Annotated in this window: 14 protein-coding genes; 7 read left to right on the top strand and 7 right to left on the bottom strand. The window is 71.6% G+C overall.

Going from position 1 to position 19,515, the window contains the following annotated elements:
* Window positions 1-156: 156 nt before the first annotated feature.
* Entirely contained in the window at window positions 157-1,167 is a 1,011-nt protein-coding gene (locus EES42_RS02335; RefSeq protein ID WP_124716413.1) for a TrmB family transcriptional regulator, read from the bottom strand.
* 178 nt (window positions 1,168-1,345) lie between these two features.
* Between EES42_RS02335 and EES42_RS02330 the strand changes: the two genes are divergently transcribed.
* Window positions 1,346-4,216 carry a M4 family metallopeptidase gene (locus EES42_RS02330; RefSeq protein ID WP_241196206.1) on the top strand — a complete coding sequence of 957 codons (2,871 nt, stop codon included), beginning with the start codon at window positions 1,346-1,348 and terminating at the stop codon, window positions 4,214-4,216.
* 76 nt (window positions 4,217-4,292) lie between these two features.
* On the opposite strand, the gene EES42_RS02325 is transcribed toward EES42_RS02330, so the two are convergent.
* On the bottom strand, window positions 4,293-5,051 hold the full coding sequence (locus tag EES42_RS02325) for a polysaccharide deacetylase family protein (protein WP_206433395.1): 759 nt from the start codon (window positions 5,049-5,051) through the stop codon (window positions 4,293-4,295).
* 224 nt (window positions 5,052-5,275) lie between these two features.
* Entirely contained in the window at window positions 5,276-6,127 is an 852-nt protein-coding gene (locus EES42_RS02320; protein WP_124716411.1) for a lysozyme, read from the bottom strand.
* A gap of 242 nt (window positions 6,128-6,369) precedes the next feature.
* Between EES42_RS02320 and EES42_RS02315 the strand changes: the two genes are divergently transcribed.
* Window positions 6,370-6,852, top strand: coding sequence for a MarR family winged helix-turn-helix transcriptional regulator (locus EES42_RS02315; protein ID WP_124716410.1), 483 nt, complete (start codon window positions 6,370-6,372; stop codon window positions 6,850-6,852).
* 30 nt (window positions 6,853-6,882) lie between these two features.
* On the opposite strand, the gene EES42_RS02310 is transcribed toward EES42_RS02315, so the two are convergent.
* Window positions 6,883-7,668 carry a protein phosphatase 2C domain-containing protein gene (locus EES42_RS02310; protein WP_124716409.1) on the bottom strand — a complete coding sequence of 262 codons (786 nt, stop codon included), beginning with the start codon at window positions 7,666-7,668 and terminating at the stop codon, window positions 6,883-6,885.
* A gap of 365 nt (window positions 7,669-8,033) precedes the next feature.
* On the opposite strand from EES42_RS02310, the gene EES42_RS02305 reads away from it, so the two are divergent.
* From EES42_RS02305 to EES42_RS02285, 5 genes are read left to right on the top strand one after another with little or no spacing between them, the layout of a single operon-like run.
* Window positions 8,034-10,934 carry a sensor histidine kinase gene (locus EES42_RS02305; protein WP_124716408.1) on the top strand — a complete coding sequence of 967 codons (2,901 nt, stop codon included), beginning with the start codon at window positions 8,034-8,036 and terminating at the stop codon, window positions 10,932-10,934.
* Window positions 10,931-11,410 carry a roadblock/LC7 domain-containing protein gene (locus EES42_RS02300; RefSeq protein ID WP_124716407.1) on the top strand — a complete coding sequence of 160 codons (480 nt, stop codon included), beginning with the start codon at window positions 10,931-10,933 and terminating at the stop codon, window positions 11,408-11,410. Before EES42_RS02305 ends, EES42_RS02300 begins: the two co-directional genes overlap by 4 nt.
* On the top strand, window positions 11,407-11,820 hold the full coding sequence (locus EES42_RS02295) for a DUF742 domain-containing protein (protein ID WP_124716406.1): 414 nt from the start codon (window positions 11,407-11,409) through the stop codon (window positions 11,818-11,820). The genes EES42_RS02300 and EES42_RS02295 overlap by 4 nt, the downstream gene beginning before the upstream one ends.
* On the top strand, window positions 11,801-12,451 hold the full coding sequence (locus tag EES42_RS02290) for a GTP-binding protein (protein ID WP_124716405.1): 651 nt from the start codon (window positions 11,801-11,803) through the stop codon (window positions 12,449-12,451). Before EES42_RS02295 ends, EES42_RS02290 begins: the two co-directional genes overlap by 20 nt.
* Window positions 12,452-12,481: 30 nt before the next feature.
* The gene (locus EES42_RS02285) at window positions 12,482-13,729 is read left to right on the top strand and encodes a styrene monooxygenase/indole monooxygenase family protein (RefSeq protein WP_124716404.1); all 1,248 of its coding nucleotides are present in this window, start codon (window positions 12,482-12,484) and stop codon (window positions 13,727-13,729) included.
* A 100-nt stretch (window positions 13,730-13,829) separates the two neighbouring features.
* Here the strand turns inward: EES42_RS02285 and EES42_RS02280 are convergent, their stop codons facing one another.
* From EES42_RS02280 to EES42_RS02265, 3 genes are all read right to left on the bottom strand, one after another.
* Window positions 13,830-14,978: a C40 family peptidase gene (locus tag EES42_RS02280; protein WP_124716403.1), complete on the bottom strand. Its 1,149-nt coding sequence runs from the start codon at window positions 14,976-14,978 to the stop codon at window positions 13,830-13,832.
* A 1,402-nt stretch (window positions 14,979-16,380) separates the two neighbouring features.
* On the bottom strand, window positions 16,381-19,158 hold the full coding sequence (locus EES42_RS02270; RefSeq protein ID WP_124716401.1) for an outer membrane protein assembly factor BamB family protein: 2,778 nt from the start codon (window positions 19,156-19,158) through the stop codon (window positions 16,381-16,383).
* Between the two features lie 89 nt (window positions 19,159-19,247).
* Entirely contained in the window at window positions 19,248-19,514 is a 267-nt protein-coding gene (locus EES42_RS02265) for a hypothetical protein (protein WP_124716400.1), read from the bottom strand.
* Window position 19,515: the final 1 nt, after the last annotated feature.

Here is a 19,515-nt window from a genome sequence, read left to right as displayed (position 1 = left end):
TGTTCCGCGTGCGCAGGACGCTCACGCGACGGCCGCCACGGCGCCGCCGATCACCGCGGCCGTTCCGCGTGCGCGGGACGCTCGCGCGCCCCGGCGCTCACGGCGTACCCGCAGCGACGCCGGCCATCGCGCCAGGACGCGCCCCGCCCCGCCCCCTCACACCTCCAGCCACCCCCGCAGCGTCGCCTGCGCCCCCGCCTGGAAGCGGGTCTGGGCGCCCAGTGAGTCCAGTAGCACGCTGATCCGGCGCCGGGCGGTGTGCACATGGACGCCCAGCCGGCGCGCTATCGCCTCGTCCTTCAGCCCGGCCGCCAGCAGGCCGAGCAACTCCTTCTGGGGCTCCGGCAGCGGTCCGCCCGAGCCGCCCAGCGGAGTCGCCCGCTCCCACACCGTCTCGAACAGCGGCACCAGCGCGTTGCGCAGCAGCGCGTCCCCGATGACCAGGGCGGACGCCGTCGGGTCGGAGGCGTCGCTCGGCGGCAGCAGGGTGATCCGCCCGTCCACGATGATCAGCTTCGTCGGTACGCCCGGGGCGACCCTGGCCCGCAGTCCCCGCTCGACCAGCCCGGTCAGCGAACGCATCCGGCCGGGATAGCCGACGCCCTCCCGGTCCAGCACCGTCCGCACCTGTACGCCCCGGTCGAGCAGCGCCCCGATGTCCAGGCCCGGCGGGCGCGAACTGCCCTCCCGCGGCTGGCCCTTCACATACGGCGGCCGGTCCAGGATCGCCACCTCCTGCTCGGCGGAGGCCAGCAGATACTCGGCGCGTTCGCCGATGGCCTGCGGGCCGACGAGCACCTCGATGCCGTCCTCGGGGGCGGTGGGCGAGCCGGACATCAGCCGTCCCGCCAGCCGGTCGGCGTTCATCCGGAGCTGCTCCAACTCCGCCGAGCGAAGATGGAGTTCGGCCTGACGGCGGTGGATGAGCGCACGGATCGCACCGGCCGGGGTCGCCGCGCGAGGCAGCGCATCCGGCTCCCCGGGCGGCCCCGGCAGGGCGAAGCCGTGCTCGGCCAGCAGGCCGAGCGCCGCCGCCAGCGGCTCCGGCGCCATGTCCAGCAGCGCGGCGAGCTCCTGGGCGTCGGCGGCCTTCCCCGTGAGCAGTGCCTCATATACGTGTTGCTCGGCCTCACCGAGACCGAGATCCCGTAGCTCCCCCTGGATCATGCCTGGATTCTCACTCCGTTTTCACAGGCCACACAAGTGGGCGTGCCCACTTGTCAACACGGCTGTCACATTGATCCATTGCCGGCCCGCGGGTTGCATGGTCATGACCACTTGGATGGTTTCCAGGCGTGTGGGAGGGGTCAAATTGCGTACGTCCAACAGAGGTTCACGCGGATCCGTGGCGGCGGGGAGAAGCGGTACGGCGAGGGGAAGCGGCACGGCAAGGGGGAGCGGCATACCGAGGGGCGCTGCCCTGGCCGCGCTGCTCGGCAGTGCGGCGCTCGTGGTGACCGCGATCCCGGCCCAGGCGGTCACCCCGTCGGCCACCGCGCCGCGGTCCGAGGTCGTCCCCGTCCAGGGCACCGCCACCCCGGCCCTCGTCGACGCGATCTCCGAGCCGGTGGACGCCGCGGCGAAGCCGGACGACGCGGCCCGCAGTCACCTCGCCGCGAGGAAGAACCGCTACCGGATCGCCGACCCGAAGCGGGACCTGACCCCCGTACGCTCGCTGACCAGCGGCTCCGAGGAGACCGTGCGGTTCCAGCAGAAGCACCACGGCATCGCGGTGCTCGGCGGGCAGTACGTCGTACGGATGGAGAAGAAGGCCGGCAAGCGTGTCGTCACCGGCACCTCCGGCAAGTACTTCACCGGGCTGACCGCCCCCACCGAGGCCAGGGTCGACGCGGAGCTCGCGGTACGGCGCGCGGTCGCCACGACCGCTGCCCGGCTCAGGGGCAACACGCTCACCAAGGACGACGCGGTACGGACGAAGGGCGGGAAGTCCGCACGGGCGGCCGCCCTCACCGGCACCGCCCGCGGGCTCGTGGTGATCCCGAAGGGGACCGGCGTCCTCGCCCAGCACGTCACCGTGCGCGGCACCGACCCGGGGACCGGCGAGCCGGTGCTCCAGGAGGTCTACATCGACGCCGCGGCCGGCTTCCCGGTCCTCCAGTACAGCGGCATCAAGACCCTGACCGCACCGGGCGCCACGCGCCCGGCGGGCACCCCCGCGAAGGCCGCAGGCGCCTCCGCCGCACCGGCCACCGGCACCGCGGCCGGTGGCTTCCCGGGCGTCAAGGGCACCGGTCTGCGCGCCGACGGCTCCAAGGTCGAGCTGGACCTGTACTACGACAGCGGCAAGGACCAGTACGTCATGCGGGACTACTCCCGCCAGTGGGACACCACCCAGAACTCGCTCGTCACCTGGGACGCCCGGGGCGTCGACGTCGGCGAGGCGTCCGGCCGCTGGCCCGGCGGGATCAGCGAGTTCAGCCACCCCACCAGCGACTTCGGCAAGGAGGCCGGCCAGTCCGGCGCGACGGACGCGCACTGGGCGGCGGGCCAGGTCTACGACTACTACAAGATGCAGCACGGCCGGGACAGCCTCGACGGCCGCGGCATGGCCATCAACTCGCTGGTCGGGGTCACCCTCTACGGCCAGCCGTACGTCAACGCCTTCTGGGACGGCCGGAAGATGGTCTACGGCAGCGGCGACAGCGAGTACAAGCCGCTCTCCGCCGACCTCGACGTGGTCGGCCACGAGATGACCCACGGCGTCGTGGAGAGCACCGCGAACCTGGTCTACGCGGGCCAGTCCGGCGCCATGAACGAGGCGATCGCCGACTACTTCGGCAACGCCATCGACGTCACCGCCTCCGGCACCGCCATGGACGACCCGGACGCGGGGCTGATCGGCGAGGACCTGTGCCGCACCACCGCGCCCCGCGCCTGTGCCTTCCGTGACCTCAACGACGGCGCCACCACCTCGAAGAACTTCCTCGGCGTGGCCTTCTCCACGGACAACGGCGGGGTGCACCTCAACTCCACGATCTACTCCGGCGCCCTCTGGGACATCCGCGAGGACCTCGGCGCCGAGCTCGCCGACAGGATCGCCTACCGGGCGCTCGACGCCTACCTGACCCCGCTCGACGGCTTCACCGAGGGCCGCGACGCCACCGTCGCGGCAGCCAGGGAGCTGGGCGTGACGAAGAAGCAACTGGCCGTCGTCAAGCGGGCGTTCGACGCCCACGGAATCGTCCCCGGCTGGGAGAAGGCGCTCGGCGTCGACTCCGACAAGCTCTTCGGCAAGCTCAACATCACCGGTACCGGCGTCGGCGCGGGCGGCGGCTGGTGGGCCACGTCGAAGTCGAACGACGACGGCTCGGAGCCGTACTCCGTCTATGCCGGACGCACCGACGGCAAGGGCGCGCCCAAGCCGATCAGCCCCAACGACGGCCGCTACCACGTCTATCCGGCGACCGACGGCAGGACCGTGGTCTGGGCGGCCTTCGGCGACACCAGCGTGGACATCCTGAGCCGTCCGGTCGCGGGCGGTCCGGTCAAGACCGTCTGGTCGTCCTTCACCGGCGTCGAGGGGCTGCGGGTCGACGGCGACCTGGTGGTCTTCACCGAGTACGACCCGTTCGGCAGCCGGCACGTCGGCTATGTGAACACCCGGACCGGCAAGCAGGCCTACGTGGACGGCGGCAGGTACCACCTCTCCACCGCGGTCGGCTCTGTCAAGGGCTCCACGATCGCCTACGGGAAGCTCTACCCGGGCGAGACGGAGTACGAGCTGGGCGTCGAGGTGTTCGACGTGACCACCGGGAAGACGAAGCTGCTGCCGCAGAGCGGCACCCCGCAGGCGCTAGGACAGACCGCGGTCACCAAGGACTCCGTGGTGTGGCTGGTCGACGAGGTCGAGGACCAGGGGCAGATGGCGGTGCGCCGGTCGGCCCCGGACGGCACCGGGCTCAAGGACATCAGCCCGGAGACCGGTGACGGCGCGCTCTTCGCGTACGACCTGACGGCGTCCGACGAGGCACTCACCGTGACGGCACAGACCCCGGACACGGCGTACCGCAACGAGACGCTGCCCAAGCTGTGGCAGCTGACCCCGGACGGATCACGCGTCCAGCGGGTCTCCTGCAACCGCGGCGAGCAGTCCGGCGCGGCGGCCGACGGCGGCCGACGGGTGGTGTGGATCGACGGCACCACCGGCTGGACCGACCTGGTGACCCGGGAGCGGCCCGCGGGCAACTGCGGCTGACGGCCGAAGCCCGCCAGGAACGACCGGACCCCCGGCGCACCGCGCGCCGGGGGTCCTCCGGTCGTCCGCCGCCGGCTCAGGGGCGGTAGATGGTCCCAGGGACCGGCTCGGCGGGAGCCATCAGCTGCGGGACGGTGACGAAGGTGTAGCCCTGCTTCTTCAGCTCGTCGATGATGCCCGGCACCGCGGGCACCGTGCCCTTGTAGATGTCGTGCAGCAGGATGACGCCGTCCTTGCTCGCCTGGTCCAGGATGCGCTTCTTGATCAGCGCCGAGTCGGTCGTGGAGTAGTCCTTCGCCGTGGCGCTCCACAGGATCTGGGAGAGTCCCAGGTCCTTGCTGATGTCCGAGACGGTGTCGTCGGTGCGGCCCTGCGGCGGGCGCATCAGGCGCGGCTTCTTGCCGGTGATGTCCGCTATCGCGTTCTGCGTCTTCTCCAGCTCGGCCCGTATCTCGGCCGGCTTGCGGTCGGTCAGGACCTGGTGGGTCCAGGTGTGGTTGGCCACCTCGTGCCCCTCGGCGGCGAGCCTGCGCACGGTGTCGGGGTGCTTCTTGACGTGGTTCTTGCCCAGCAGGAAGAAGGTCGCGTGGACCTTCTTCTCCTTGAGGATGTCCAGCAGGTGCGGGGTGTCCTCGCCCGGTCCCGCGTCGAAGGTCAGCGCTATGCACTTCGCCTTGCGGCAGTCCACCGGGCCGAAGGAGCCCTTGGCGTCGGAGCCGGCGTCACCGCGGGCCGAGGCGGGGGCGGTGGTCTGCATGGAGCACCCGCTCAGCGTGAGGGTGAGCGCCGTCACAAGGGCGGCGGCCAACCCCGTACCGATCGACTTCGTCTTCATGGACAAGGCGGGTCACTCCTCCGTTGCTGAACAGCTGTACAAGGCGCACGGTGTGCGGCAGAGAAGGACTATACATAGGGGGTATACACCCGGTGTATATGGGGTCCGTCGTGGGCCCGGAGAGTGGAAACCGCCGGTCGGCGGGGGCAAAGGTGAGAGCCCCGGCGGATCACCGGGGCTCTGCGGTGTGGAGCGACGGGGCCGCGAGGACGCGGCGGGCGGACTCAGCCGTTGGCGAGAGCCTGCACGCGGTCGAGGGCACCGTTGAAGCGGTCGTGGTCGCCGACGGTGGGGCCGGACGAGGTGTACTGCCATATCGTGTAGAAGCCCCAGCCGGCCGGGAGCTCACCGACCGTGGCGGCGTAGCGGGCCACCCACAGCGGGTTGGTCGCGCCGAAGCCCGCGTTGTTGCCGGTGCAGGTCTTCCACCAGCTGGTCGCGGTGTAGATGACCGCGTCGCGTCCGGTGCGCGCCTTGTACGTGTTCACGAAGTCGCGGATCCAGGAGACCATGCCGGCCTGGCTCAGGCCGAAGCACTGGTCGCCGTACGGGTTCCACTCGATGTCGAGCACGCCGGGCAGCGTCTTGCCGTCCCGCGACCAGCCGCCCCCGTTGTCCACGAAGTAGTTGGCCTGGACGGCGCCGCTCGTGGTGTTCGGGGTGGCGAAGTGGTACGCGCCGCGGATCATGCCGACGTTGTACGAGCCGTTGTACTGCTGGGCGAAGTACTCGTTCTTGTAGTACGTGCCCTCGGTGGCCTTGGTGTAGGCCCACTTCACTCCGCTGTTCCAGAGCGTCGACCAGGCGACGTTGCCCTGGTGGCCGGAGACGTCCACGCCCTCGGTCTGGACGGCGCGGGTGTCCCGCGGCAGTCCGCCCTGGCCGTCGTGGGCGACGACACCCATGCCCATCGTGGCCGTGCCGCGGGCGGGCTTCTTGGCGGCCGCGTCGTGGGAGCCGGCGGCGCTCGCCGCGCCGGGCAGGGTGAGGAGGAGCGAAAGGGCTGCGAGCAGCGTCCCGGCCGCCGCGAAGCGCGAGCGGCGGGACGTCTTGGAAGTGGATCTGAGCACCGGCATGGGAGTGCCTCCGAGGACGTGGTGGGGGGACGTGCTGATCCCAGGGGGACGCGTAACGGACCCCTGCGGGCATGTGATGGTGTGAACATGCCAGGACTGACGCTACGCACGTAGACCCGTGCTGCGGAAGGGGGCCTGGTAGCTGCCGTTGGTCTACGCCTGCGAAATACTGGCGGAGCTGCGGCGATGACCAGCGGCGAAAGAAATTTTCAGCGACAGGAAAGCTCACGAGGGGTGTTGACGTGCACGGGAGCGGAAGCGGTAGTGAACCCGGCGCGACCGGCGGAAGTGGTGTGGACCACGCATTCCTTGCCCTGGAGCGGGAGTTGGCCGTCTTTCTGCGCCGGGCACGGTCCAATTCCGGGGAGATGGCGCGCGAGGTCCATCCGGAACTGGAGGCCGCCGCGTACGGACTGCTCGTCCGGCTGGAGTCGGCCGGGCAGCAGCGGGCCACCGATCTCGCGGCCTACTTCGGGGTGGGCAAGGCGACCATGAGCCGTCAACTGCGCGCCCTGGAAGGCCTCGGACTGGTGGCCCGTGAACCCGATCCGGCGGACGGCCGGGCCTTTCTCGTCCACCTCACCGCCGAGGGGCTGGCCCGCTACCGCAGCGTGCGCGACGCCCGCCGGGAGCGCTACGTCCGCAAGCTCGACGACTGGGACCGGTCGGAGGTGGCCGAACTGGCCCGGCTGCTGCACCACTTGAACGCCCGCGCCGAGGACTGACGCCCGCCGGTCCGGCCTCCAGGTGCGCCGTCACAGCACCGCGTAGACCGCCGTCGCGTCGTCATGGGTCTTGCCGCGGCGCAGCCGGACGCGCTCCGTGTCCGCGTCCTCCAGGGCCCTGACCCGGTCGATCAGCCCCTGGGGCCCGTCCTTGTGGAGCACCCCGAGGCAGTCCGCCCAGTCGCCCTCGTGGAACATTTCGGTCCAGCGGGACGCCCCGTCGGTCAGTGCGGCGATCGCCCGCACCCGGTCGCGCGGGGTGTGCCCGGTGACCGCGCGGGCCGCCACGGAGGGGTCGGCGGCGGCGGTGAAGAAGCCGCCCTCCTTGTTCCGGAACCCGGAGTCGGCGATCGCCTCGGTGCTCAGCGAGCCGGGCGGCAGGCGGTCGAGCCGGTCGTCGAGCAGGGGGCGCACACTCCCGTCGTGCGCCTCGAACAACAGTACGGAGTCGGAGAGCACCAGGTGCTCGACCCCGGTGTCGTCCCAGCGCGCCATGACGACCGTCGCCTGAGGCGTACGTACGTGAGAAAGGTCACACAGGGAACGGTGCGTGTCGGCGGTGCGTCGGATGGACACTTCCAGGATCTCCTGAAGGGTCAGATCCCGCCGCGAACCGGACAGTTCGACCAGTGCGCCGCCCAGTCGGGCGGTGAACCAGGGGACCGAGTGCACACACCCGTCGTCGCCCCGGGGCGGCGTCACCCCGTCGAGCACGACCAGCGTTCCACCCTGGCCGGAAGCGGGAAGTGCGGTGGCCGCCCAGTCCTCGTTCGGGCGTTCCGGGCTGCCGGCGGCGGTGGCCAGTTCGATGCGCATGCGACCAGTCTGCACGGCGCCTTCACGAGCCCTGCACCTGGCCGGTATTGGCCTGCACCAGCAGGTCAGACGAGTGGCCGGAGCGGAAGGAACGGCTCCGTAGGGCGTGCGGGCGGGCATCCTGCCAAAGCCTGCGCGGAAGTTCCAGCCGACGGACCAGGTGTGGCCGAGGGGCCCCCGGGGCAAACTTGTTTGCCAACTCGGGAGTGATGTTCACTCGTTCAGGTGGCGGAGTGGTTGATGCACGCCCCCCTCTCAAAAGCACTGGAATGGTCAGAAGCCGTACCAGGGGTCGGGGCGCTCGTTATATGTGACCGTGCGTCACCTCTGCTTCAAGGGCGGACGAGTCAAGATTGCGAGCACCGGTGCAGAAGAAGCGGCCTCGGAGCAAGGGCGGCAAGCAGAGCGGTTCCGGGGTGACGCCACCGGCACCTGCCGGGAGCGAGAGCACCCGGCGCACCGTGCGCGTACGGAGCCGGCTGGTCGCCGGTGTCGCGGTGGTCGGCATCACCGTCATCGCCGCGGGCACGCCCGCGATCCTCGCCGCCTCCTCCGAACTGAACGAATCGCAGCGGCTGGTCACCCTCGCCGAGCTGAACCAGCAGGCCACCGCCCTCGCCCACGCCCTCGCGGACGAGCGCGACGAGGTCACCGCCCGGATCGCGGCCGGACGTGACCAGGCGTCCGGCGGCAAGGACGACTCCCGGGGCCACAGCGCCCGGGTCGACCAGCGGGTCGACGAGATCCGCGCCACGGCCCCGGCCGCACTGCGCCGCGACCTCTCCACCATCCCGTCGCTGCGCCGCGACGCGCTCAGCGGCAAGGGCACCGCGCTGGAGGCCCACCAGGCCTACTCCGAGGTCATCGCCAAGCTCCACGAGCTCGCCGACGAGCTCGCCGAGAAGACCCCGCCGCGCGCGGCTGAGGCCACCCGCGCCCCGCTCGCCCTCGGACAGGCCACCGAGCAGGCCTCCGCCACCCGCGGGCTGCTGATCGCCGCGCTCTCCGTCCCCCGTACGGTCTCGGTCCCGCAGCTCGACCCGGTGACCGGACTGCCGGTGCAGAACCAGGACGGCGGCAACGACAAGGACGACCGCACCCGCGACGAGCTGAGCGCCGCCGCCCAGCAGGCCCGGGTCCGTGAACTCGGCTCGCTCGCCGACTTCGACCAGGCCGCCGGCTCCACCGCCCGCGACAAGCTGTCGTCCACCGTCACCGGGCCCGAGGTCAACAGCGCGGAGAAGTACCTCAACTCCCTCACCGACCGCCCCGAGCTGTCCGACTCCGACCAGGGGACCAACCGCAAGAAGGCCGAGGCGGCGCTCTCCGCGCGGATCGACCGGATGCGCAGCGTCGAGTCGGCCCTCGGTACCGAACAGATCCGGCGCCTGGAGCAGCTGCGCGACGACGACGTCACCGCGCTCGAACTGCGTATCGCGCTGCTCGGCGGCTGCCTGCTGATCGCGGTCGGCGTCTCGACCGCCGTGGCCCGCACCCTCACCCAGCCGCTCGCCGTGCTGCGGATCGGCGCCGCCCGCCTCGCCACCGAGCCCGACACCGCCGAACCGATCCGCTACACCGGCCGCAACGACGAGTTCGCCCAGGTCGTACGGTCCCTCAACAGCCTGCACGGCAGGCTCCAGGGACTCCTGACCGAGTTCAACGGCCGTTACGAGACCCTCCGGGCCGAGCACGGCGAGCTGATCGCCGGCCGCGAGACCCTCACCGTCCAGCGCGCCGAGCTCCAGGTCCTGGCCTCCGACCTCACCACCCAGCTGGAGCGGCTGAAGAACACGGTCCACCACACCTTCGTCAACCTCTCGCTGCGTACCCTCGGCCTGGTCGAGCGTCAGCTCGGGGTCATCGAGAGCCTGGAGGAGCGGGAGCACGACCCGGAGCGGCTCGCCACCCTCTTCAAGCTCGACCACATGGCCACCGTCATGCGCAGGCACAGCGAGAACATGCTGGTCCTCGCGGGCGCCGAGCACGGCCACGGACACGCGGGACCGATCCCGCTGGTCGACGTGTTGCGCGCGGCCGTCTCGGAGATCGAGCGGTACGAGCGGGTCACCATCCAGTCCCTGCCGCCGCACGCCCAGATCGCCGGCTTCGCCGCCGACGACCTGAGCCACCTGGTCGCCGAACTCCTGGAGAACGCCACCTCCTTCTCGCCGCCCGACTCCCACGTCCAGCTCTCCGGCTGGCTGCTGGAGAGCGGCGAGGTGATGCTCTCCGTCCAGGACGAGGGCATCGGGATGTCGACCGTACGGATGGGCGAACTCAACACCCGGCTCGCCGACCCGACGCTCTTCGAGGCGGGCGAGCAGAGCGCGGACGGGGCCGGCCTCGGCCTCCAGGTCACCTCCCTGCTGGCCGCGCGCCACGGCGTCCGGGTCAAGCTGCGCGAGCACAAGGGCAGCGGGATCACGGCGGTCGTCGTGCTGCCCCAGGCCCTGCTGCCGAAGGCGCCCCCGGCCGCCACCCCGCCGCCGGTGAAGATCCCGGGGGACGCCCCCGCGCTGAACCTGCCGGGGTCGGTCGCCGAAGCCAACTCCAACGCCCTGCCGACCCGTACCCTCGGGCTGCCCGGTGACCCGCTGATCGCCGCCGCCGAGCAGACGATCCGCGAGGCGGAGGCCGAACCGGCCCCCGCCGCCCGGCCCGCCGTTCCCGAGCCGGTCGCCGCACCCGCCCCCGAGCCCGCCCCGGCCCGGGCGCAGGCCCCGGCCGAGGCGGAGTCCGAGGTCACGATGCAGGTCCGGCTCCCCGTGGTGCCGGAGTCCGCGGACGTCCCCCGGGCCGATGTGCCCGCCCCGTACGCCATCGGCCCCGACCGCCATGAGCGTGCCGCGGACGAGACCCCGGAGCCGCACCCCGCCGCGCCGGCCGCCACGCCCGTGGCCGACGCCCTGCCCGGCCCCCGGCAGCCGGAGCAGCGGTCCCAGCCCCAGCAGCCCGCCGAACGCATCACCGACAAGGGGCTGCCCAAGCGCACCCCCAAGGTCGTCAAGCCCGCCACGGCACCCACCGCCGAGCGCAAGAGCAGCCTGGACAAGGAGGCGCTGCGCCGCCGGCTCGGCGGCTTCCACCAGGGCGCGAAGGACGGCCGCCGGGACGTCGAGGCGGAGATCGCGGAGACCACGGCCACCCGGACGCTCCCGGGAACCGCCGCACAGACCGAACACAGTGGGGCGGCCGGCCTCGATGGCGGCCGGACCGATCGGACCGACGAGACGGGGGACACAGTCGAGGAGGCACGCAGTTGACTGCGCCCAGCACATTCGGGCTGAGCACCGAGGCCCGTAACCTTCACTGGTTGCTGAGCAATCTCGTGGAGGAGGTGCCAGGGGTCCACTCGGTCACCGTCGTCTCGTCAGACGGGCTGATGCTGCTCTCCTCCGACCCCGGTCACCTGGCCGCCCCGGCCGGCGGCGGCCAGGGCGGCCCCAGAGGCTCCAGCGCCGATCTGGCCACCATCGTCTCCGGCATCGGCAGCCTCACCATCGGCGCCGCCAAGCTGATGGACGGCGGCGGCGTCAAGCAGACGATGGTCGCCATGGACGAAGGCAGCGTCTTCGTCATGTCGATCAGCGACGGCTCACTCCTCGGAGTGCACGCCACGCCGGACTGCGACATGAGCGTCATCGCCTACCACATGGCGCTCTTCGTCGGCCGGGCCGGACACGTACTCACCCCCGAACTCCGCAGTGAACTGCGCAAATCGATGGAGAGCACCCAGTGAAGCCCGCTGCTGAAACCGCCCGCAGGCTCCCCGTCCGCGGGGCCGACCGAAGGCCCGCACGGGTCCGCCCGTACTCCCTCACCGGCGGACGCACCCGCTTCGGCCACGTCCTGCTCGTCGAGACGTTCGTCGCCGCGCTCGAAGCGCCCGAGGAGCGCCGCGAGCTGACCAACGGCAACCTGGCCGGCCGCATCATGCCGGAGCTCCAGGCCATCGTCGAAATCTGCCGCCGGATGCGTACCGTCGCGGAGATCTCGGCCCTGTTGAAGATGCCGCTCGGCGTGGTCCGGGTGCTGCTCAGCGACTTGGCCGACCAAGGAAAGATCCGCGTGTACGGGACCGGTCACGGCACCGGCCAGCCCGACCGCGCACTGCTCGAAAGGGTGCTCAATGGACTCCGCCGTCTCTGAGTCGCCGCTCTTCGCCCCGCGTCAGCCGGGCGCCAGGGACCAGGCCGAGGAATCGCTCCAGGCCTGGCAGCTCGACCACACCAGGGCCCCGATCGCCACGAAGATCGTGGTCGCGGGCGGGTTCGGCGTGGGCAAGACGACCTTCGTCGGGTCGGTCTCCGAGATCACCCCGCTGCAGACCGAAGCGATGATGACCGAGGCCAGCGAGGAGACCGACGACCTCTCCGCGACGCCCGACAAGGTCACCACGACGGTCGCCATGGACTTCGGCCGGCTCACGCTCGACGACGACCTGGTGCTGTACGTGTTCGGCACACCGGGCCAGCAGCGCTTCTGGTTCATGTGGGACGACCTGGTGCGCGGTGCGATCGGCGCCGTGGTGATGGCCGACACCCGCCGGCTCGCCGACTGCTTCCCCGCCCTCGACTACTTCGAGAGCTGCGGGCTGCCGTACATCGTGGCCGTCAACCACTTCGAGGGAACGCCCGGGTTCGATGCCGAGGACGTCCGGGAGGCCCTGACGGTCCCGCCGAACGTGCCTGTTGTGATCATGGACGCGCGTAACAGGATCACGGTCGTCGAGTCGCTGCTGGCCCTGGTCGGCCTCGCCCTCGACGCCACCCCGGCATAGCTCGAACGCAATACGTAACGGAGAACCGCGATGCGGAAGATACTCATAGTCGGAGCCGGTCAGTCCGGGCTCCAGCTCGCTCTCGGACTGCAGTCCAGAGGGTACGAAGTCACCCTGATGTCCAACCGCACCGCCGACGAGATCCGCTCCGGCCGGGTCATGTCGACGCAGTGCATGTTCCACACCGCGCTCCAGCACGAGCGTGACTACCAGCTCAACTTCTGGGAGTCCCAGGCCCCGCGCATCGAGGGCCTCGGCATCTCCGTCGCGGCCCCGGACTCCTCGCGCGCCGTCGACTGGGTCGGCAGGCTGAACGGCTTCGCCCAGTCCGTCGACCAGCGCGTGAAGATGGCCGGCTGGATGGAGACGTTCGCCCAGCGCGGCGGACAGCTCGTCATCCACGGCGCGGCCGTCTCCGACCTGGACTACTTCTCCCGCACCTACGACCTGGTGATGGTCTCCGCGGGCAAGGGCGAGCTGGTCTCCATGTTCGGCCGGGACGCCTCGCGTTCGCCGTTCGACGCCCCGCAGCGCGCCCTGGCCGTCGCGTACGTCCACGGCATGGGCCCGCGCCCGGAGCACCCCGACTTCGACGCGGTCCGCTGCAACCTGGTCCCCGGCGTCGGCGAGCTCTTCGTGATGCCGACCCTGACCACGTCCGGCCGCGCCGACATCCTGTTCTGGGAGGGCGTCCCGGGCGGCCCGCTCGACGCGTTCCAGGGCATCAAGGACCCCTCCGAGCACCTGGCGAAGACGCTGGAGCTCATGGAGCGGTTCACACCGTGGGAGTACGCCCGCGCCACCAAGGTCGAACTGACCGACGCCAACGGCACCCTGGCGGGCCGCTACGCCCCGACCGTCCGCAAGCCGATCGGCCGGCTGCCCGGCGGCGGCCTGGTGCTCGGCGTCGCGGATGTCGTCGTCGCCAACGACCCGATCACCGGCCAGGGCTCCAACTCGGCCTCCAAGTGCGCCAACGCGTACCTGGACTCGATCATCGAGCACGGCGACCGGGAGTTCGACGCGGAGTGGATGCAGGCCACGTTCGACCGTTACTGGGACACCGCGCAGCACGTCGTGAAGTGGACCAACGCGATGCTCGGCGTACCGCCGGAGCACGTACTGAACCTGATCGGCGCCGCCGGTCAGCTCCAGCCGGTCGCCGACCGCTTCGCCAACGGCTTCGACAACCCGGCGGACTTCGACAACTTCTTCTTCGACCCCGAGAAGACCAACGCGTACCTCGCCGAGGTCTCCGGCGCGGCGCCGACCGCCTGATCACCGCGGCAGGGCCGGGCTCCGTCGGGCGACCGACCGGACCCGGCCCCGCCGGTGTTCCGAGGACCGCCGGTCCCGCCCGTGTTCCGAGGACCGCCGGTCACTGCCCGGGGGCCGACGACGAGCTGTATCCCGTGTCCGGGCCCGAAGAGGCCCCCTGCGGGAGCCGCGGCGCCCTGTACGTGGACAGCGGCGCGCTCCGCGGGTCCGGCCGTACGGCGCCGAGCAGCGGATTCGACGCCAGTGGCGAGACCTTCACCCGCGAGCCCGGCCGGGGCGCCTGCACTACCAGGCCGTTGCCGATGTACATCGCCACATGGGTGGCCTTCGGGAAGTAGATCACCAGGTCACCGGGGCGCAGCGCGTTCACCGGGACCTTCCGCAGCTGCCGCCACTGCTCCTGCGACGTCCGCGGAATGACCTGGCCCGCCCTGGCCCAGGCCTGCGAGGTGAGCCCCGAGCAGTCGAACGAGTCCGGCCCCTCCGCGCCCCACACGTACGGCTTGCCGACCTGCCCGATCGCGTACCGCACCGCCTCCCCGCCCGCCGCGGACGGCGGCCGTGTCGAGGAGAGCGCCCCCGAGGCGGCCAGCGCGCCCTGCGCCTTCTCCACGTCCCGCTGTTCGAGCCGGGACAGCTCGGTGAGCTGTGCGCCGGAGAGCGTGGCCAGCATCGACTCGACGGCCTTCAGCCGGGCCCGGACCGTGTCCCGCTGCTTCTTCTGCTTCGCCGCCAGGACCTGCTGCCGGTCGAGCACCTTGCGGGACTCGGTGGCCAGCTCGTCGGCGTGCTTCTCGGCACCGGTCAGCCGCTTCACCGTCGCCGCCCGCCCGGCCGCCGCACGCCGGATCACATGTTCCTGGTCCAGCAGGTGTTCGGGGTCCCGGGCCAGCAGCAGCCGCAGATACGCGGAGAAGTCGGACCGCCCCTGGTACTGCTCCCGTGCCAGCCGCCCGGCCTCGTCGCGGCTGTCGGCCAGCGCGGTCCGGGCTGCGACGAGAGCGGCGTCGAGCTTCTTCGCCTGCGCCGCGCGCTTCTTCAGCTCCGCGTTGGTCCCGTTGTACGTCTCGGTGGCCTCCTCGGCCCGCTGGTACAACTGCCGCAGCTCGGAAAGGAGCTGAGCGACACTCCGGTTCGCCCCCGCGGGCGCGGCGGGGCCGGGGGCCGCGGGCGCGGCGGCCGCCGGCGAGGCCACGACGAGCGCCGCCAGGGCCGCGGTGCAGACCGTACGCGAGACTCCGCCTGACACGACATCACCTCCGATGACGGGGCGATCATGGGACTACCCCATATGTGAGCGCAACGCATCAATACGGTCACTCGTGGTCCGGAGATGCAAGAACCGAGCGGTGTGGCGGCGGGCGGGTCGCCCGGAAGGCCGTGGGCGGGCTCCGGGTGGGTCTGCCTGTGAGCCGGGCGCGGCAGTCGCTGGAGTGTTCGAGGTTCGTCGGCGCCTGCCGAAGTTTCCGAGAGTCCGAGCCCCGTGACTCGATTCGTTCGGTTGCGCGAGCCTTTCCGCGATCTCCGGCATGCACATGGCGGAATGTGTGTATGTTGTGACGGCCTGCTTGGGGAGTGTGGGTAGAACGCAACTCGTCGACCTCGCCATCGACACCGGCCAGGCCCGGAACACGAAGAACGGCCACATCGCCGCCGCCGAAGGCGACCCCTTCCGAGCGCCCGAACTACGCCACTGGGTCGATGCCGCAGATCTTGAGTTGGGTGGCCTCCTGGACCGCGCTGTGCGAACAGTTGGGAAGCGCGGACATATTGGCCGTGCGGAAACGATGTGCCTGGTTCTCGCCGAACGTGCGGAGGGTGAGTCGGCGTTGCTGAATGGGGTAACGGAAGCCGTTCGTGTGAGAGGTCTGAAATCAGGCGGCACTGCTCATGGTTCTCCAGCCCATCCATGCGTGGGCACCTGCCAGTCGCGATTGGATCGACTGGGCATCGATCATATTGGTTAAGGGGGCGGGTGGGGCGGATGTCGCTGGCATCAGATGAAGACGCTTTGCGGTGCGCTGCGGTACGACTCGTTGACTTCGTATTCGGCGATGACATGTCGTACTTCGACTCCCTCCCCCCAGATGTTGAGGTGGAGATCGGACCTCCACTCGGAATGGTCGCGGCTGCTCTGGAGGAAGGGTGCGATGTATCGGAATTGAGAGAGGCGGCTCGGCTCCTGCACAGTTGCGCTGGCGGGGTGCTGTCGAGTATCCCTAGGGATTTATTCGACATGATCAGCGAACTGCGGCAAATTTCCGCTAGGTCTTGAGGATTTGAGAAGATGCGTTGAATTGAAGATCTGTTGTGATGGGTTCCCCGGCGGTAGGTATTGCTGCGGCAGAGGGTCGGCGTTTGGGGATCTAGCCCGGGGCGGTGTTCAGCAGATCGGGAACCAGGGCAGCGAACGGGGTCGGTTGCCAGATCACCGCGAACACTTCGCCACAGACCCCAACGGCAAGGTCACGCACTGGATTCGCATGTGCGGCTCGCCACCCCCGATCGGCGCGACCCGCCGCCGGTGCGCCGCAGCTACAGCTACGACCGGGGCGACGGCGACAGCGGGCTGATCTGCTCCTGCTTCCAGCGGGGACCTGGCCACCGGGTTCGAGGCTGTGCATAGGCGCCTGGATCGACGGGCTGTTCGGTCAGGCGACCGGGAACGCGTAGAAGATCCGGCCGCGTTGTACGACGGCGGTCCGGCCGGTCGTCAGGACCCGGTACGGGGCGGTGACCGTGGGGCCCTTCGGGTCCTGGGTGCCGATGTCCTGGAACTTCCACAGTCGCCGGCCGTCCTCGGCGGCGAACGCGGTGACCTGGGAACCGTCCGCGGCCAGCAGGGTGCGGCCGGTCGTGCTGAGGGTGACGGCGGGGGCGGCGGTGCCGATCGCGGCCTCCGTCGAGCGGCGCCAGCGCAGTCGGCCGGTCTCCCGTTCGACCGCGCCCACCTCCTGGTTGCGGTTGGTGGTGTGGAGTACGGCTCCGGTGGCGACGGGTGTGCCGTACGGGGTGCCGCCGGTGCCGTTCAGCGTCCACTTCGGCTTGCCGGCCGGGGTCTCGAACGCCTGGAGGTCGTCGCCCACCGCCGCGTACAGCAGGCCCCGGTCGTCGCCCAGGGCCGCCGCGTCCGGGGCGACCGTGCCGAACTGCTTGGTCCACAGGGCCTTGCCGGTCCTGCGGTCGAAGCTCCGGAAGACCGCCTTGCCCTTGGCCGCCCGTACGTCGCCGGGGGCGAGGGTGGCCGGGCTCTGACGTACCACCAGATCGTCCTGACGGACCGCGATCAGCCGGTGTACGGGGGTGCCGGGGCCGCGTCCGGCGGGCACCGGGGCCCGCCACAGCTGCTCGCGCCGCACGATGTCGTACGCGAAGAGATAGGCCCTGACGACCTGCTTGTCCTTGCCGCGCTTCTTGCCCTTCTTCGGCGGCGGGGCCTTGACGGTGACCTTCTCGGAGCCGGTGAACCAGACCACCGGACCGGACGAGCCGACGATCTCCGGCGCGGAGAGCTTCGGTGTTCCGGCGGAGAGGTCCGCGTGCTCCACCCGGTGCGCGGTCTTTCCGTCCTTCGGCGACAGCCAGAGGAACCCGGAGGGGGTGGCGACGAAGCAGAGGTTCTTGCCGGCGGGGAGGGCGGTGCTCCCCTCGGCGGCGTCCGCGTTGTCCCAGGCCCGGCGTCCGGTGTGCAGGTCGACGGCGGTCGCGCCGCTCCTGCCGGTCAGTACCAGCAGCCGGTCGTTCCAGACGGCGGCGGTGAGCGGTGCCTCTTCCGCCGCCGGGAGCGTGTACACCCAGCGGGGCTGCGGCGGCAGTCCGGCGACGGTGGGACCGCTGTGGCCCGGCGCGGGCTTGGGGTCGTCCGTACTCCCGCTGTCACCGCCGCCCAGCGCCAGCGCGCCGCCGCCACCGACGACCAGGCCGGCGGCCCCGGCGGCGAGCCCGATGAGCAGAGTGCGCCGGTTGGTGTCGGGGGAGGAGGACCGTACGGACGAGACGGCGCGCCCCGCGGGCACCGGCAGCGGGACCGGCGGAACCATCGGCGGGGGCACGGCAGGCACCCCGCCGGGCATGGCCGAGGCGGGTCCGGCGGGTCCGGCGGGTCCGGCGGGGAGAGCCGGCGGGGTGGGTGCTGCCGCTGCCGGGGCTGCCGGATGTCCGGTCAGCTCGGGCGGGACGGACAGCTGGGTCGTCGGGCGGTCGGTCCTGGAGGCCTGGCGCCCGAGGTTCCCGAACTGGGCGGTCTGCGTGTCCGGGAGGGGGAGAGGGAGAGGGGCTGCGGTCGGGAGTGGTCCGGCGGCGGCAGGGGCGGGAGCATCGGCCGGTGCGCCCGGCGGGGTGTCGGCCGGCTCGCTCGGCGGGGTGTCGACCGGTCCCTCGGGCGCGGCATCCACCGGGGCGCCCACCGGGGTATCGGCAGGACCCTCGGCAGGTCCCTCGGAGGATGCGGGTACCGGTCCGTCGATCGGGCGGCCGGATGCGACCGCCTCCCGTGCCCGGGCCCCCTGCTCCGCCACCGCGGCAGCCAGTGCCTCGGGCAGCCAGCCGCCCTTCGCCATGCCCGCCGCGCCCTCCAGGGCCAGCTCGGCCGCCACCGTTCCGGCGCTCGGCCGGTCGGCGGGGGACTTCGCCAGGCAGCGGGCGACCAGGTCGCGCAACTCCTCCGGAACCGCGCCGAGTTCGGGAGCGGTGCGGGCGATCCGTTCGGCGCCCTCGGCGGCCGGGCCGTCGGCGAGCGGGGTGGTGCCGGTCGCCGCGTACGCCAGCAGCAGGCCCAGCACGAAGAGGTCGGAAGCCGGTCCGGGCTCCTCGCCCGCCACCTGTTCCGGGGTCAGATAGCCGAGCCGTACGGACAACTGGCCGCCGGGCCGGGCCTCGGCGGCGGCCGCCGCGCCCAGCGGGCCGAACGCGGTGAGCCGCGGCCCGTCCCCGGCGAGCAGCACCGTCCGGGGAGCCAGGCCCTGGAGCACGGCTCCGGTGGCGTGCACCCGGGAGAGGGTCTCGGCGATGCCCGCGCCCAGTATCCGCACGGCGCGCTCGGGCAGCGGTCCGGTGGTCCCGATCGCCTCGGCGAGTGTCAGCGCGGGTACGTACGGGCCCGCGGTCCACAGCAGGTCCTCATCCGGGGACTCGTCCGCAGCGGTGTTCGGGGTGTCGTCCGCAGCGTCGTCCGGGGTGTCGTCCGCGCCGGCCGGCTGCGGCGGGGTCCAGTCGCCGGTCAGGCGGTCCGCGGTGTCGGCCTCCGCCTGGAAACGGCGCCGGAAGGCGGGCAGCGCGGCGAGTTCGGGCCGGGCGGCGGTGATCACCACCGCGTCCTGCGAGGCCGCGACGTGCGCGAGGTACTGAACGGCGCTCGCGGTTTCGCGCAGCCGTGCCAGCACGGTGTACGGGCCGAAGCGGCGTGGATCGTCCTGACGCAGCGCCTCCATGGCGCACCCCCCTCGCTGACCGTGCCTGAGCACCGGAGCGTCGATCTTAGACCGACCGGGCGCCCGCCTCCCCACCCTGCCCCGTACCCTCAGCCCGGCTTCGACCAGGGCCACTTGGGGCTGTGCCGCTCGCGGCCTTCGGGGGCGTACTCGTACACCCAGCCGCGCGGCAGCCCCAGCCGCTTGCTGTGACCGGCCGGAACCCTGCGGTACGCGTACACGGTGGCCGGCCCGCCGTCGGTGGCCGGCACCGGGACCTCGTACCACTTGGGCGGATGTCCGGTCGGGCCGACGAGGACGGGCAGTACCCGCCCGTCCAGGGGGCCGCCGGTGAAGGCGGTGTTCTCGCTTCGCACG

The organism is Streptomyces sp. ADI95-17 (assembly GCF_003846175.1).
In the GTDB taxonomy this organism is placed as follows: domain Bacteria; phylum Actinomycetota; class Actinomycetes; order Streptomycetales; family Streptomycetaceae; genus Streptomyces; species Streptomyces sanglieri.
The sequence above is the reverse complement of the archived record's forward strand: the minus strand, read 5'-3'. Positions and strand labels throughout refer to the sequence as shown.